The following is a 15,343-nucleotide window of genomic DNA, read 5'->3' as shown; positions in this document are numbered from 1 at the left end:
TACATGACTTCCAGCCCCAATAGCGGCCTGGCGTTAAGCCTGGCCGCCTCTTCCCTGCTCAGTGAGTCCGACTCACAACGCTACCTGAGTCAAGCCAAGGCCCAGCGTAAACCTTTTGTGACCTTTCTGATCGAAAACGAAATCCTCGACAGCAAGGCACTGGCTGACTTCTGCGAGCTGGAGTATGGGGTACCTCTGCTGGATCTTGCCGCCTTCGACCTGGCCGAGATCCCGCAGAAATACCTCAATCAAAAGCTGATTGAAAAACATCACGTCCTGCCCATCTATACCCAAGGCCACACCCTCTATATCGCCATGTCAGACCCGACCAATGTGTCTGCACTGGAGGATTTTGGCTTCAGCTTCGGGTTGCATACCGAGGCGCTGCTGGTCGAGGAGAACAAACTCACCACAGCCATCGGCAAGCTGATGGAGAGCGATCAAGATGCCCTCGGCATGGAGGACATCGACGAATCCGAGATCTCCGAGCTGGAAGTATCTGACGAGGGATCACGGCTCGACGAAAGCGTCAACACTGCTGACGATGACGCGCCCATCGTCAAATACATCAACAAAATCATGATGGATGCCATCAAGCGCGGAGCCTCCGACCTCCACTTCGAACCCTATGAGACCAAATATCGCATCCGCTTTCGGATAGACGGGATCCTGCATGAGATAGCGACCCCACCGGTCAACCTGGCCAACCGCTTCTCCGCCCGCCTCAAGGTGATGGCACGGCTCGACATCGCTGAGCGGCGACTGCCCCAGGATGGCCGCATCAAGCTCAAGCTGTCGCGCAACAAGTCGATGGATATGCGGGTCAATACCCTGCCCACCATGTGGGGCGAAAAGATCGTTATCCGTTTGCTCGACTCCTCCGCGGCACGCCTCAATATCGAGCAGCTCGGTTTTGACGATCGCCAGAAGGCGCAATACCTGCGTGCCCTGTCGAAGCCTCAGGGCATGATTCTGGTGACCGGCCCTACCGGTTCGGGCAAGACGGTTTCGCTCTATACCGGTCTCAATATTCTCAATACCACCGAGGTCAATATCTCCACCGCCGAAGATCCGGTGGAGATCAACCTGCCCGGCGTCAATCAGGTGCAAGTCAATCCCAAGGCAGGACTGACCTTCGCCAGCGCCCTGCGTTCTTTCTTGCGCCAAGACCCCGACGTAGTCATGGTGGGTGAAATCCGGGATCTAGAGACCGCTGAAATTGCCATCAAGGCCGCCCAGACCGGCCACCTGGTGCTCTCCACCCTGCACACCAACTCGGCGGCGGAAACGCTGACCCGGATGATGAACATGGGGGTGCCCGCCTTCAATATCGCCTCCTCGGTCACCCTGATCATGGCTCAGCGGCTGGCGCGCAAACTGTGCGATCACTGCAAAGCTCCCGAAGTGGTGCCAGAGGCTGAGCTGCTTGAGCTGGGTTTTACCCAGCAGCAGCTGGCCGCAGGCTTGCGACTGTTCAAACCGGTTGGCTGCAAAGAGTGCTCAGGTGGCTACAAGGGCCGGGTCGGCATCTACGAAATCATGCTAATGTCTGAAAATATCGCAAAATTGATCATGCAAGGGGCCAACTCTCTGCAAATTGCCGCCATCGCCCAGAAGGAAGGCATGCGTACCTTGCGTACCTCCGGCCTTGAGAAGGCTCGCCTGGGTGTGACCAGTCTGGCGGAGATAAACCGGGTAACAACCAACTGACAGAGTCTATCGCTCAGCCCATTCATCCAGGTGCCGCCGGCCCTGGCGATTTCCATCAGGCCGAGGCTGCTTCTCCTCATGACGAGCAACCCGGGCCCCATTGCAGGACGCAGTGATGGCAACGCTAACCCAGAAACAGAATCCCCCCAAGAAAGTCTTCGCCTTTCGCTGGAGCGGGGTAAATCGCAAGGGCCAGAAGGTTTCCGGCGAATTGCAGGCCGACAGCATCAACACGGTCAAGGCAGAGCTGCGCAAACAGGGGGTCAACGTCACCAAGGTGAGCAAGAAGAGCCAAGGGCTCTTCTCCAAGGGCGGTGCCAAGATCAAGCCGATGGACATCGCCGTCGTCTCCCGCCAGATCACCACCATGCTGTCAGCCGGCGTACCTCTGGTCCAAAGTCTGCAGATCATCGCTCGTAGCCACGAGAAGGCGGCCATGCGCGAGCTCATGGGGCAGATTGCCGCCGATGTGGAGACCGGGACCCCCATGTCCGAGGCGCTGCGCCGCCATCCCCGTCACTTTGACGATCTCTACTGCGATCTGGTGGAGGCTGGCGAACAGTCCGGCGCGCTGGAGACCATCTACGATCGCATCGCTACCTATCGCGAGAAATCGGAAGCCCTCAAGTCCAAGATCAAGAAAGCCATGTTCTACCCCACCATGGTCATTCTGGTGGCCATTATCGTTACCTCCATCCTGCTGCTGTTTGTCATTCCTCAGTTCGAGGACATCTTCAAGAGCTTCGGCGCCGAGCTGCCTGTCTTCACCCAGTTCGTCATCGGCATCTCACGCGTTATGCAGAACTGGTGGTATGTGATCTTTGGCGGCATAGCGCTCGCCATCTTTCTCTACGTGCGCGCCTGGCGCGCCTCCCAGAAGGTCAAGGACAACACCGACAAGTTCGTACTGACCATCCCTGTGGTCGGCATGATATTGCACAAGGCCGCCATGGCGCGCTTCGCCCGCACCCTCTCCACCACCTTCTCTGCCGGTATACCGCTGGTGGATGCCTTGGTCTCTGCGGCAGGTGCCTCCGGCAACTATGTCTACCGCACCGCCGTCATGGCCATTCGCAACGAGGTGGTGGCCGGCATGCAGATCAACGTGGCCATGCGCACCGTCGATCTGTTCCCGGACATGGTGATTCAGATGGTGATGATCGGCGAGGAGTCTGGCGCCATCGATGATATGCTCTCCAAGGTCGCCACCATCTTCGAGCAGGAGGTGGACGATCTGGTCGACGGCCTCACCAGCCTGCTGGAGCCTCTCATCATGGTGGTGCTGGGGGTTCTGGTCGGCGGCATGGTGGTCGCCATGTATCTGCCCATCTTCAAACTGGGATCGGTGATCCACTGATCCCCCATCAACCCGAGACTCAATGTTGCTGATCACTGACGTTTTTCACAGCCTGCCCTGGCTCTATTTCTCGCTGGTATTCCTCTTTTCCCTGATGATCGGCAGTTTTCTCAACGTGGTCATTCATCGCCTGCCCATCATGCTGGAGCGGGAGTGGCAGGCCGAATATCTCGGCTATTTCAATCCAGAGGCACTGCCGCAGCAGGAAGAGCGCTACAACCTGATGGTGCCGCGTTCTGCCTGCCCTCATTGCGGCCACGCCATCACGGCCATAGAGAACATACCCCTGCTCAGCTGGCTCTGGCTCAAGGGGCGCTGCCGTGAATGCCAGGCCCCCATCTCGGCCCGTTATCCTCTGGTGGAACTGCTGACGGCCCTGCTCTCGCTGGTCATCGCCGCAACATTCCCACCGGGCTGGGGCTTGCTGGCCGCCCTACTGCTCACCTGGGTACTGGTGGCACTCACTTTCATCGATCTGGACAAAATGCTGCTGCCGGATCAGCTGACCCTGCCACTGCTGTGGGGCGGCCTGCTGTTCAACCTGACAGGGGGATTTGTACCGCTGGCCGATGCGGTGATCGGCACCATGGCCGGCTATCTGGTGCTCTGGAGCCTCTACTGGGCCTTCAAGCTGCTGACCGGCAAGGAAGGGATGGGCTATGGTGACTTCAAGCTGCTGGCGGCGCTGGGTGCCTGGCTCGGCTGGCAGGCACTGCCCATCGTGTTGCTGCTCTCGTCGCTGGTTGGCGCTTTCATCGGGATTGGTCTCATCTTGCTGCGCAACCATCATCAGAACAAACCCATCCCCTTCGGCCCCTATCTGGCCATCGCCGGCTGGATCGCGCTGCTGTGGGGCGATACCATCACCCGCTGGTACCTCACGACGTTTCTCTGACCAAGGCAGCACTGACCCATGTATGTAGTCGCAATCACCGGCGGAATTGGCAGCGGCAAGACCACGGTTGCCAATCAGTTTGCAAAACTGGGCATCGAAGTAGTGGATGCGGACGTCATCGCCCGCGAGGTAGTCGAGCCCGGTACCCCGGCCCTGGCCGCCATCGCCGCCCATTTTGGCTCAGCAGTCATCACCCCCGCTGGCCAGCTCGATCGCCGTCGGCTGCGTGAGCGGGTCTTCACTGACCCGCAGGCCAAGGGCTGGCTCAACGCCCTGCTCCACCCCCTCATTCGCACCGAGATGCAGCGCCAGTGTGCGGCCGCTCGCTCCCCCTATTGTTTGCTGGTAGTGCCCTTGCTGGTGGAAAACCGGCTCACTGCCCTGGCCAATCGGGTACTGGTGATCGACGTGGATGAAGCGACCCAGATTGAGCGTACCTGCCGCCGGGATGGCGTGAGCCGCGAGCAGGCCCAAGCCATCCTGGCCGCCCAGGCGAGCCGGGCCGAACGGCTGGCGGCAGCCGACGATGTGCTGGATAACCAGAATGGCACGCCCGAGGCGATAAAGAGCCGAATTTTAGCGCTGCACGAGACATATCTGGCATTTGCCTCTCAACAAGCCCGCCAACTGTGAGTACACTAGGCCGGTTTATGGCTGGCCAGGATTAGGCATGATTTACGATTTTCCCCTCAATGAAAAAAGCCGGACCTATCTTCGTCTGGAGTCCCTGTTTTCCCAGATCCGCGACAATCTGGAGAGCGACCAGTCCTGGGCACATATCGCCTTTTTCAAGGGTCTGTTCGACCTGCAGGAGTTGTTGGAACGCGGCGACCTACGCGCCGATCTGATCAAGGATCTGGAGCGCCTCGGCCAGCGCCTGAGCCACTGGGCCAGCCTGCCCGATGTCGACCTGGAGCAGATCAGCCAGATGCAGCAGGAGAGCGCCCAGCTCTCCCGCAACCTGCTGAGTGCCCCACGTCCCGGTGCCCGCCTCAAAGAGGATCGGCTGCTCGGCTCCATTCGCCAGCGCTTCTCCATTCCGGGCGGATTGTGCGCCTTCGACGTGCCGCAACTGCACCACTGGCTCGCTACCCCGGCCATCGCCCGTCATCAGCAGATGCAGCTGTGGCTGAGCGACATCAATCTGTTGATGAACGCCATCTCCCTGCTGCTGCGGCTGTGGCGTGAGTCCGGCAACTTCAGCGAGCAGGTTGCCGTCAACGGCTTCTTCCAGGATACCGCCGAGAGCGCCGAGCTGATCCGCATCCGTCTGACCGGCACCCAGCAGTGCTACCCCACCCTGAGCGGCCACAAGAACCGGTTCGCCCTGCGTTTCCTGCCCACCACGGAGCAGCAGATCGGTGATGTCCCCTTCCAGCTTGCCTGCTGCTGAGGAGCATTCATGGTGACCAAAGTAAAGTGCCCGACCTGCCAAACCGAGCTGGAATGGGGCCCGCAAAGCCCGTTTCGCCCGTTCTGCAGCAAGCGCTGCCAGCTGATCGATCTCGGCGAGTGGGCCGACGAGGAGAAGCGGATCCCGGGGGAAATAGACCCGGAGCTGCTGCCCTACCCCGAAGAAGGGGAGCAGTGGCAGTAAACCAGCAAGCAAAAAGGGCCGATACGGCCCTTTTTATTTTGGTATGCACTGCGATTCACATCAGCCCTGTGCGGCCAGTGATGCCTGCAGGCGCGTCACGATCGGGCCATTGGCGTCGGGGAAGTGATACTCGTGCAGCGAGGCCAGCGGCACCCAGCGACACTCCTGCCCCTCCTTGCCGAACGGCTCGCCGCTGAAGCGGGTCACCTTCCAGATATCCAGCAGCACCTGCTTGTCCGGGTAGTCGTGATGCAGTTCCATGAAGGGGGCGCAATCCTGCACCCGGATCCCGATCTCTTCCCACAGTTCGCGATCCAGCGCGGTAAGCAGATCCTCTCCGGCTTCCACCTTGCCACCGGGAAACTCCCAGCGATCCCCCTGATGGCGATCGGCGGAGCGCTTGGCGATGAAGATATCGCCCCGTTCGTTCTCGATGACGCCAACCGCCACCCAGATCCGTTTCTTCTGTTCCATCATTGTCCTCAACGTAAACACGGCAAACGGGCAATCCAGGGCGCCAGCCGACGGGCCTGCGGCTCCCTTTGTGCCGTAAAGATATCTTGCCCCACATGTTCGCTCCCGCCAGGGGCGGGCTGCGGCCAGGGAATGGCACCGGGCGGCGTGAAGCAGCGATCGTGCACCAGACAGCTCTGCGAGAAATAACCCCAGAGCCGGTCGCGCAAAAACCATTGATCGATGTTTGGCGTCTCCATCACGTCGGGCTGATAGCCTTCGAGCAGGGGCTCCAACGGTGGCAATACGCCGGCCACCCCGCCCCACATCCCCGCCAGCACCAGATCGGTATGGCTCCACCAGTCGCGCATGATATGAAACCAGCGCGTCGATGCAAGCCACTCCTGTACCGCCAGCCGCTCGCGCACACCCGGCACCGAATCCACATCCCGCACCAGGAAGCGCCCCACCAATGGGTCATTGGCCACCTGGAAGCGCCAGCACAGACGCTGACGCAAAGGCTGACCGGCAGGTTGCAACAAGAGCTCTGCCCCCAGTTCGCGCAGCGCAGCGAGCAACTCGGCCGGCACGCTCTCATCCACGTAGAAACGCACCCGCCAACCCGGGTAGAGATAGGCCGCCGCCAGCACGTTGTCGATGGCCCCCCGCAGATAACGGGGCTCGCTACCCCACAGGGAAAAAGCGATGACATCCAGCTTGCAACTGCCATCGGCCAACCAGACGGCCGGTTCTGCCGCAGGCAATGACCAGGATGGTGGCGCCTTGCCCGCCGACCGGGCCTTCAGGGTCAGTGAGCGAGTTCCCGCCTGGGCAGCCTCATCGTGGCGATCCAGTTTGGCCAACGAGGCGCAGAGGGCGTCCAGCGCATGGAAATCGTTGGGGGCGCGCTGCTGCAAGGTTTGCAAGCGTGCCACTGCCAGCTCGTACTGACCGGCCCGTGACAGGCAAGCACAGAGGTTGCGCAGCACCTCGTCATTGCCGGGTTCGGCCTTGTGGGCCATCTCCAGCACCTGCGCCGCGGAAGCCGGGTCGTCGCACAGAAATAGGTAATAAGCAAACTGCAGCTGCAAGGCAATCGGCTTGGCCGTGCTGCCGTTGAGCCGGGCCAGCAGTTGCTGGATGGCCACCTGGCGCTGGCCGGCCAGCCAGCTGTTGTGGGCAGTGGCATCCCACCCTGTCGGCATCTTGCTCATCGCACGGCTCTCCTTCTTTGCCTGCCGGAAATGAATGCACCGCCCGGAGGCGGTGCATCATCGTCATTGCGCTATCAGGTCAACTGACCGTGGCAGTGCTTGTATTTTTTGCCTGAGCCGCACGGGCAGGGGTCATTGCGTCCCACCTTCTGCTCGTCCCGCACGAAGGTAACCGGCGCCGCTTCGGCCTGGGCCTCGTCATCAGCCAGCTGGTTGTCGGCCGCGGCATGGGTGTAGGTGCGGGGAGCGGCTTCGGCCTGCTGGCGCTGCTGCTCTTCCATCGCCTCCACATCGCGCTCCTGAACCTGTACCCGGCTCAGGATGCTGACCACGTCGCGCTTGAGGGTTTCCAGCATCTGGGTGAACAGATCGAAGGACTCGCGCTTGTACTCCTGCTTGGGGTTCTTCTGGGCGTAACCGCGCAGATGGATGCCCTGACGCAGGTGATCCATGGCCGCCAGGTGCTCTTTCCACAGGCCGTCCAGGGTTTGCAGCATCACCGCCTTCTCGAAGTTGCGCAGCACTTCCTTGCCGACCAGCTCTTCCTTGTGGGCATATAGCTTGGTGGCTTCATCCAGGATGCGCTCGCGCAGCTTCTCTTCATAGAGCTTGTCGTCTTCCGCCAGCCACTGCTGCAACGGCAGATCCAGTGCGAAGTCAGACTTCAGGCGGGCTTCCAGACCCGGCACGTCCCACATCTCTTCCAGGGACTGCGGCGGGATGTACTCGTCGATGATGGCGCCATAGACGTCGTCACGGATGACGTGGATGGTCTCGGAGATGTCGCTGGTGTCCAGCAGCTCGTTGCGCTGCTCGTAGACCACCTTGCGCTGGTCGTTGGCCACGTCATCAAATTCCAGCAAGCTCTTGCGGATATCGAAGTTGCGACCTTCCACCTTGCGCTGGGCATTTTCGATGGCCTTGGTCACCCACGGGTGCTCGATGGCCTCGCCCTCTTCCATCCCCAGCTTCTTCATCATGCCGGTGACGCGATCGGAGGCGAAGATCCGCATCAGGGTATCTTCCATGGAGAGGTAGAAACGGGAGGAGCCCGGGTCGCCCTGACGACCGGAACGGCCGCGCAGCTGGTTGTCGATACGACGAGATTCGTGGCGCTCGGTACCTATGATGTGCAGACCACCGGCGGCCAGTACCGCATCGTGACGCACCTGCCAGGCCGCTTTCAGCTCGGCGATTTGTGCCTCGGTCGGGTTCTCCAGCTGGGCGATTTCCGCTTGCCAGTTGCCGCCGAGCACGATGTCGGTACCACGACCGGCCATGTTGGTGGCGATGGTGACGGCGCCGGTCTGGCCGGCCTGGGCGACGATCTCTGCTTCCATGGCGTGGAACTTGGCGTTCAGCACCTTGTGCGGGATGTTTTCCTTGGTCAGGATGCCGGAGAGCAGCTCGGAGTTCTCGATGGAGACGGTACCGACCAGCACCGGCTGGCCACGCTCGACGCAGCCGCGAATGTCTTCGATGATGGCGGCATACTTCTCGTTGGCGGTCAGGTAGACCAGATCGCCCATGTCCTTGCGCACCATCGGCTTGTTGGTCGGGATAACCACGGTATCCAGGCCATAAATCTGCTGGAATTCAAAGGCTTCGGTATCAGCAGTACCCGTCATGCCCGCCAGCTTGTCGTACAGACGGAAGTAGTTCTGGAAGGTGATGGAGGCCAGGGTCTGGTTCTCGTTCTGGATCTTGACCCCTTCCTTCGCCTCGACTGCCTGATGCAGACCATCGGACCAGCGACGACCCGGCATGGTACGGCCGGTGTGCTCGTCGACGATGACGATCTCGTCCTTCTGGACGATGTAGTCGACGTTGCGCTCAAACAGGGTGTGAGCACGCAGGCCGGCGTTGACGTGGTGCAGCAGGCTGATGTTGGTGGCGGAGAACAGGGAGTCGTCCTCGGCCAGCAGTCCCTCTTTCTTGAGCAGCTCTTCCACGAAGATCTGGCCGTTTTCGGTCAGCAACGCCTGACGGTTCTTCTCGTCCACCGTGTAGTGGCCGTCGCCGGTGTACTCTTCAGAGTCTTCCTTGTCCTGCTTGACCAGCAGCGGGATCAGCTTGTTGACGCGGATATAGAGCTCGGAGCTGTCTTCAGCCGGGCCGGAGATGATGAGCGGGGTACGGGCTTCATCGATGAGCACCGAGTCCACCTCATCCACCAGCGCATAGTTGAGCGGACGCTGCACGCGCTGCTCGGGCGAGAACGCCATGTTGTCGCGCAGGTAGTCGAAACCGAATTCGTTGTTGGTACCGTAAGTGATGTCGGCGGCGTAGGCGTCACGCTTCTGGGACGCGTCCATGCCGGGCACGTTGCAGTCGACGGTCATGCCGAGGAAGGCGAACAGCGGGCGGTTCGCCTCGGCGTCACGCTTGGCCAGATAGTCGTTCACGGTCACCACGTGCACACCACGGCCACTCAGGGCGTTCAGGTAGGCCGGCAGGGTCGCGGTGAGGGTCTTACCTTCACCTGTCTTCATCTCGGCGATGCGGTTGGAGTTCAGCACCATGCCACCGATCAGCTGAACGTCGAAGTGACGCATGCCGAACACCCGGCGAGAGGCTTCACGCACGGTGGCAAAGGCCTCCGGCAGCAACTGCTCCAGTGTCTCACCCTGCTCCAGACGCTGACGATACTCGGCCGTCTTGGCCTGCAGCTGTGCATCGGACAGAGCTTCGAACTGAGGCTCCATCGCATTGATCTGTTTTACAATTTTGCGCAGAGCCTTGAGCGTTCTGTCGTTCCGGCTGCCGATAATCTTGGTAAGCAGTGTGCTAATCATGGGTACCAACTATTTCTGGTTATATAAGTGTTCCGTCACTGGAACCTGGAGAAAAAAACCTAACCCCGTCTGGCATTGAGAAAACGCGCGGGGTCCACCTGACGACCATCTTTCAACACTTCGTAATGCAAATGGACCCCGGTCGCGCGACCGGTGCGTCCCATCAAGGCAATTTTCTGGCCCTCATCGACCAGGGTGCCCACTTCGACCAGCAACTTGGAGTTGTGGGCATAGCGGGTCACCAAACCATTACCGTGGTTGATCTCCACCATGTTGCCAAATTCCGGATGACGGCCCGCCCAGCTCACTACGCCTGGGCCCGTCGCCAGAATGGGGGTGCCGGGCTTGCCACGGAAATCCACCCCTTTGTGCATCTTGGCGCGACCGTTGAACGGATCGACCCGGCCACCAAAGCCAGAGGAGACCCAAACCCGCTCCTGCTTGACCGGTGTTCCGGAAATAAAGCCGGCATCGGTTATATGGTGATTCATGATGAAAGATTCAAGTACCGACAGCTGCTCTTCACGACTGCTGAGCTGCTGGCTGAGATGCTTCATGGAGTCCTGCAGCTCGTTGAGGCTGACTTCCAGATCCGCATCATAGGAGGGGCCGCCCATGGGGGGCAGCTCCTTGAAATTGAACTCTTCGGGATCGAGGTCGGCCTTTTCGGTCAGCCGCTCGCCGAGCGCGTTGAGACGACCCAGCTGCCCCTGCATGGTGCCCACCTGAGCGGCCAGCATGGCAAGCTGTTCGCGGGCTTCGTCAGCCCCTTGCGTGGATTTTTGCTGTTCGGCCATGGCCAGCGCGACTTCCAGCGCCTCCATTTTTTGATGCCAGCTCTGCCAGAGCCAGCCACCACTCAGGGCCAATACAGTGAAGAAGATACCGCCGACCCAGGCCAGACGTTGTTTCGGTAAGTGCAACTTGCGTCGCTGCTTGCCATTGAGGATCAGGGTAATGCTCATAGAAATCAGTCTGCTCGGTCAGGTGTGGCCATTGGCCCGCACGGAAAATAAAACCGGGAGATAATCGGTATTACAGAATGGAGTAAACAAATGACGGAACGTCGGTGCGGAGAGAGGACCGACGTTCCGTTGCACAGCTATCAGGCCAGAACCAAACCGTTATCGTAGTAAGCGATGGGCGCTTTGTCGCCCTCACCCTCGAAGGTCACCAGTTCCCAGGCCTCCTGCTTGGCCAGCAAGGCACGCAGCAGCTTGTTGTTCAGGGCATGGCCGGTCTTGTAGGCACGGAATTCGCCGATAATGCTGCGGTTACACATGTAAAGGTCACCGATCGCATCCAACATCTTGTGTTTGACGAATTCATCTTCATAGCGCAGACCATCTTCGTTCAGTACCCGGTAGTCATCCAGCACCACGGCGTTTTCCAGGCTTCCGCCCAGCGCCAGGTTCTGGGAACGCAGGTACTCGATGTCACGCATGAAACCGAACGTACGAGCACGGCTGATCTCTTTCACGAAAGAGGCACCGGAGAAGTCCAGCACGCAACGCTGATTGCGTCCTTCAAATACCGGATGCTGGAAGTCGATCTCGAGATCCATCTTGAAGCCGTTGCGATAGGGGTGGAATTCCGCCCACTTGTCGCCGTCTTCAACCCGGATGCTCTGCTTGATCCGCACAAACTGCTTGGGCGCATTCTGTTCACGGATACCGACTTCTTGCAGCAGGTAGATAAAGGGGTGAGCACTGCCGTCCATCACCGGGATCTCGGGCGCATCAACCTCGACATAGAGGTTGTCGATGCCCATTCCGGCCAGCGCGGCAGAGAGGTGCTCAATGGTAGAGACTCGGACACCGGCTTCATTGACCAGAGCGGTACAAAGCACGGTATCACGCACCTGATCGGCATTGGCTGGCAGCTCTACCACAGGATTCAGATCGGTACGCAAGTAAACGATCCCTGTGTTAACAGGCGCCGGACGGAACGTCATTGTGACTTTCCGGCCCGAATGCAGGCCGACACCGGTGGCCTGGACACTCGTTTTCAAGGTTCTTTGTCTAATCATGGGCGTATCCGCTTAACAGCTCAAATTCCTGACCAGATGGTCGTTGCCGGGCCATCTTAGCACATTCCTTAAGCAACAAACAAACCAGCGTCATTGGAGGCTTAGTCAGCTTGCTTGCGCAGGAATGCAGGAATATCGAGATAATCCGGTTCGCGACGAGCTTGCGGCTCGGCGTTGACCACCTTGGCCGGGGTCTCTTCCATCACGCGAGACTGCAGGGCTTCGCTGATCAGGGGCTGACGGGCCGGACGCTCTTGTACCATGTTGTTCTTCACCAGCGTGATGTCGGGCTTGCGCTCGGCACCGATACCGGTGGCAACCACGGTCACACGCAGTTCGTCGTGCATTTCCGGGTCGATTACGGTACCCACCACCACGGTGGCGTTTTCGGAGGCGAAGGCCTTGACCGCGTTACCCACGGTTTCGAACTCTTCGATGGTCATGTCCATGCCGGCGGTGATGTTGACCAGGATGCCACGGGCACCGGCCAGATCCACGTCTTCCAGCAGCGGGCTGGAGATGGCTTTCTCGGCCGCTTCTTCGGCACGGTCATCACCGGAGGCGGAACCGGTACCCATCATGGCGGTACCCATTTCACGCATCACGGTACGCACGTCCGCGAAGTCGACGTTGATCAAGCCCGGACGGGTGATCAGCTCGGCAATGCCCTGTACCGCGCCAAGCAGTACGTCGTTGGCAGCCTTGAAGGCGTCCAGCAGGGAGATGCCGCGGCCCAGCACCTTCAGCAACTTGTCGTTGGGGATGGTGATCAGGGAGTCGACGTTCTTGGACAGCTCTTCGATGCCGTGAGCCGCGAAGCCCATCCGCTTCTTCCCTTCGAAGGAGAACGGCTTGGTTACGACAGCAACTGTCAGAATACCCATCTCGCGAGCCACTTCGGCCACGATCGGTGCAGCACCGGTACCGGTACCACCACCCATGCCGGCGGCGATGAACACCATGTCGGAGCCGGTCAGCAGCTCGCGCAGCGCTTCCCGATCTTCCATGGCCGCATCACGACCCACTTCCGGATTGGCTCCGGCACCCAGACCCTTGGTGATGCCACCGCCGATCTGCAGGGTTGTGTTGGCGCTGGAGTTACGCAGAGCCTGGGCGTCGGTGTTGACGGTAATGAATTCAACGCCTTCGATGTTTTGACGAACCATGTGCTCGACCGCGTTGCCGCCGCCGCCACCCACACCAATCACTTTAATGACGGCTTCGTCAGTGTGGCTATCCATAAATTCAAACATGTTGTCTCTCCGCTTTATTTGCCTGACTCAGCAAAATCTTTTAGAACTCGCCACGCAACCAGTTGCTGACCCGTTTGACCAGCCCACCTACGCTTGCCTTGGCGGCATATTCCTTGCTACTGCCGGTGGATTGATGGGTGCGGCCATACTGCAGCAACCCGACCGCGGTCGAGTACACAGGCGCCTGCACATAATCACTCAATCCCCGGATATTCATGGGCTCCCCTACCCGGACCTGGCTCTGGAAGATCTGCTCTGCGCACTCCACAATGCCTTCGATCTGGGCAGCGCCGCCGGTCAAGACCACACCGGCTGCAAGCTGATGCTTGACCCCCTGCGCTTTCAATTCGCTTTGTACCCGCACCAGCTCATCATTCACCATGGAGAGCAACTCGGTGTAACGGGGCTCAATCACTTCAGCCAGTGTCTGCCGCTGCAGGCTGCGCGCCGGACGACCGCCGACACTGGGTACTTCAATATTGTCTTCCTTGCTGACCAGCCGGCCGAGGGCGCAGCCATAGCGCACCTTGATCGCCTCCGCATCCAGTGGCGGGGTGCCGAAGGCATAGGCGATATCGCTGGTCACCGTGCTGCCGGCGTACGGGATCACCTTGGTGTGACGCAGGGCACCGCCGGTAAACAGCGACATGTCCATGGTGCCGCCACCGATGTCCACCACGCAGACACCCAGCTCCTTCTCGTCTTCGGTCAGCACGGCGTAGCTGGACGCCAGTGCGGAGAAGATCAACTGATCCACCCGCAGACCCACCTTCTCCACGCATTTCTCGATGTTGCGAGCCATGTCGTTGTGGCAGGTGATCAGGTGCACCTTGGCCGCCATCCGCACGCCGGAGAGGCCGACCGGGTTCTTGATCCCTTCCTGGTAGTCGATGGCGAACTCCTGGGGCAGCACGTGCAGCACCCTCAGCTCATCGGACAACCGTACCGACTTGGCGGTGTGGATGACGTTGTCCACGTCCTCCTGGGTCACCTCTTCGTCAGAGATGGGCACCATGCCGGTTTCATTGCGACAGTCGATATGCTTGCCGGACAACCCCAGATAGACGGAGCTAATCTGGCAGTCGGCCATCATTTCAGCCTCTTCCACCGCGCGACGCAGGGACTTGACCACGGAATCAAGATCGTTGACCCCGCCCTTGTCCATGCCGCGAGAGGCGTGACTGCCCATGCCGATGACATTGAGCTCACCGTCTGGCAGCACTTCGCCAACCAGAACCGCCACCTTGGTTGTGCCGATATCCAGCCCGACAATCAGATTTCTATCTGCGGTTTTGGTCATTCACTTTCTCTTCGTTCTTCTTCCAGCCAACTGCCATTCCGGTGTCGTATCGAAGATCCACGTAAGCAACCCGCTCACGAGGTTCGATGACCGGAAAGGCATCGATAAACCGCTGCAGTCGAAGCGCGATATCCGAGCGCCCCAAAAACAGCTGAATGTTGCCATCCAGGGTCAGTTCCCAGGCATGGCGAGGGGTCAGATTCACCCCCAGCAGCTTGTACCCTCTGGCCGCCAGCTGCGCCTCGTATTGGCGGCTGGCCTCCAGCACCTTGACGGCCTGATCTTCTGGCCCCGACAGCTGCATCAGAGGGGTCTTCACCCTGTCCGGCGCACTGAACACCTCACCCTTGGTGTTGACGAAGCGGTTGCCATTCCAGCGGGCCGCGACCGCCTGTTCGGTGAGGTAGACCTTGATCTTGTTGGGCCACTTCTTGCGTACCGAGACCTGGGCCACCCAAGGCAAGGCGTTCAACCGCGCCTGCAATTCGTTCACATCCAACTCGAAGAAGTTGCGCAACTCGGCGCCATCCAGCACGGCGCTGCGCAGTTCATCGGTTTGCAAATACTGGTGTTGCCCCTGCAGCAACAGCTCGCTCATGGGCAACCGATTGGCATCCGTCAGCCAATCTTTAACATCCAGCGCGGTCTGGTAGAGGCCCCACATGACCAGGATGAAAAATCCCACCCCGGCGATGAAGCCCCCCTTGGTGCGCCCTTGTGCCCTTGCCTCCACCCGATCG

At 59.9% G+C, this 15,343-nt stretch carries 14 protein-coding genes; 6 read left to right on the top strand and 8 right to left on the bottom strand.

Annotated features, from left to right (window positions below; translation table 11 throughout):
• Nucleotides 1–3 precede the first annotated feature (3 nt).
• The 6 genes from tapB to yacG all read left to right on the top strand — a co-directional run bounded on the left by tapB (nt 4) and on the right by yacG (nt 5,559).
• Nucleotides 4–1,710, top strand: a complete 1,707-nt coding sequence (tapB, locus tag QLG02_RS06835; protein WP_029302067.1) for a PilB family type IVa pilus assembly ATPase TapB — start codon at nt 4–6, stop codon at nt 1,708–1,710.
• A gap of 115 nt (nt 1,711–1,825) precedes the next feature.
• Complete coding sequence (locus QLG02_RS06830; protein ID WP_282464813.1) at nt 1,826–3,067, top strand: type II secretion system F family protein; 1,242 nt, start codon at nt 1,826–1,828, stop codon at nt 3,065–3,067.
• 22 nt (nt 3,068–3,089) lie between these two features.
• A complete protein-coding gene (locus tag QLG02_RS06825; RefSeq protein WP_282464812.1) occupies nt 3,090–3,962 on the top strand; it encodes an A24 family peptidase in 873 nt (290 codons plus the stop codon).
• A gap of 18 nt (nt 3,963–3,980) precedes the next feature.
• Entirely contained in the window at nt 3,981–4,595 is a 615-nt protein-coding gene (gene coaE, locus QLG02_RS06820) for a dephospho-CoA kinase (protein ID WP_282464811.1), read from the top strand.
• Between the two features lie 37 nt (nt 4,596–4,632).
• Nucleotides 4,633–5,355 (top strand): cell division protein ZapD, encoded by a 723-nt coding sequence (zapD, locus tag QLG02_RS06815; protein ID WP_024945431.1) that lies wholly within the window; start codon nt 4,633–4,635, stop codon nt 5,353–5,355.
• Between the two features lie 9 nt (nt 5,356–5,364).
• Nucleotides 5,365–5,559, top strand: coding sequence for a DNA gyrase inhibitor YacG (yacG, locus tag QLG02_RS06810; protein ID WP_005305661.1), 195 nt, complete (start codon nt 5,365–5,367; stop codon nt 5,557–5,559).
• 60 nt (nt 5,560–5,619) lie between these two features.
• Here the strand turns inward: yacG and mutT are convergent, their stop codons facing one another.
• The 8 genes from mutT to QLG02_RS06770 all read right to left on the bottom strand — a co-directional run bounded on the left by mutT (nt 5,620) and on the right by QLG02_RS06770 (nt 15,336).
• Nucleotides 5,620–6,033 carry an 8-oxo-dGTP diphosphatase MutT gene (gene mutT, locus QLG02_RS06805; RefSeq protein ID WP_016352173.1) on the bottom strand — a complete coding sequence of 138 codons (414 nt, stop codon included), beginning with the start codon at nt 6,031–6,033 and terminating at the stop codon, nt 5,620–5,622.
• Nucleotides 6,034–6,041: 8 nt separating this feature from the next.
• Nucleotides 6,042–7,226, bottom strand: a complete 1,185-nt coding sequence (locus tag QLG02_RS06800; RefSeq protein ID WP_282464810.1) for a tetratricopeptide repeat protein — start codon at nt 7,224–7,226, stop codon at nt 6,042–6,044.
• A 74-nt stretch (nt 7,227–7,300) separates the two neighbouring features.
• On the bottom strand, nt 7,301–10,021 hold the full coding sequence (gene secA / locus QLG02_RS06795) for a preprotein translocase subunit SecA (protein WP_011707576.1): 2,721 nt from the start codon (nt 10,019–10,021) through the stop codon (nt 7,301–7,303).
• A 59-nt stretch (nt 10,022–10,080) separates the two neighbouring features.
• Complete coding sequence (locus tag QLG02_RS06790) at nt 10,081–10,986, bottom strand: M23 family metallopeptidase (protein WP_016352175.1); 906 nt, start codon at nt 10,984–10,986, stop codon at nt 10,081–10,083.
• Nucleotides 10,987–11,126: 140 nt separating this feature from the next.
• Nucleotides 11,127–12,050 carry a UDP-3-O-acyl-N-acetylglucosamine deacetylase gene (gene lpxC, locus QLG02_RS06785; RefSeq protein ID WP_011707578.1) on the bottom strand — a complete coding sequence of 308 codons (924 nt, stop codon included), beginning with the start codon at nt 12,048–12,050 and terminating at the stop codon, nt 11,127–11,129.
• A gap of 101 nt (nt 12,051–12,151) precedes the next feature.
• Entirely contained in the window at nt 12,152–13,303 is a 1,152-nt protein-coding gene (ftsZ, locus tag QLG02_RS06780) for a cell division protein FtsZ (RefSeq protein WP_282464809.1), read from the bottom strand.
• A gap of 40 nt (nt 13,304–13,343) precedes the next feature.
• Nucleotides 13,344–14,603: a cell division protein FtsA gene (gene ftsA, locus QLG02_RS06775; RefSeq protein WP_005305690.1), complete on the bottom strand. Its 1,260-nt coding sequence runs from the start codon at nt 14,601–14,603 to the stop codon at nt 13,344–13,346.
• On the bottom strand, nt 14,584–15,336 hold the full coding sequence (locus QLG02_RS06770) for a cell division protein FtsQ/DivIB (RefSeq protein ID WP_017409434.1): 753 nt from the start codon (nt 15,334–15,336) through the stop codon (nt 14,584–14,586). Before QLG02_RS06770 ends, ftsA begins: the two co-directional genes overlap by 20 nt.
• Nucleotides 15,337–15,343: the final 7 nt, after the last annotated feature.

This window comes from Aeromonas sp. V90_14 (assembly GCF_029967615.1).
GTDB lineage: Bacteria > Pseudomonadota > Gammaproteobacteria > Enterobacterales > Aeromonadaceae > Aeromonas > Aeromonas hydrophila.
Note: the sequence above shows the minus strand (reverse complement) of the source record. Positions and strands in the feature narration are given on the sequence as shown.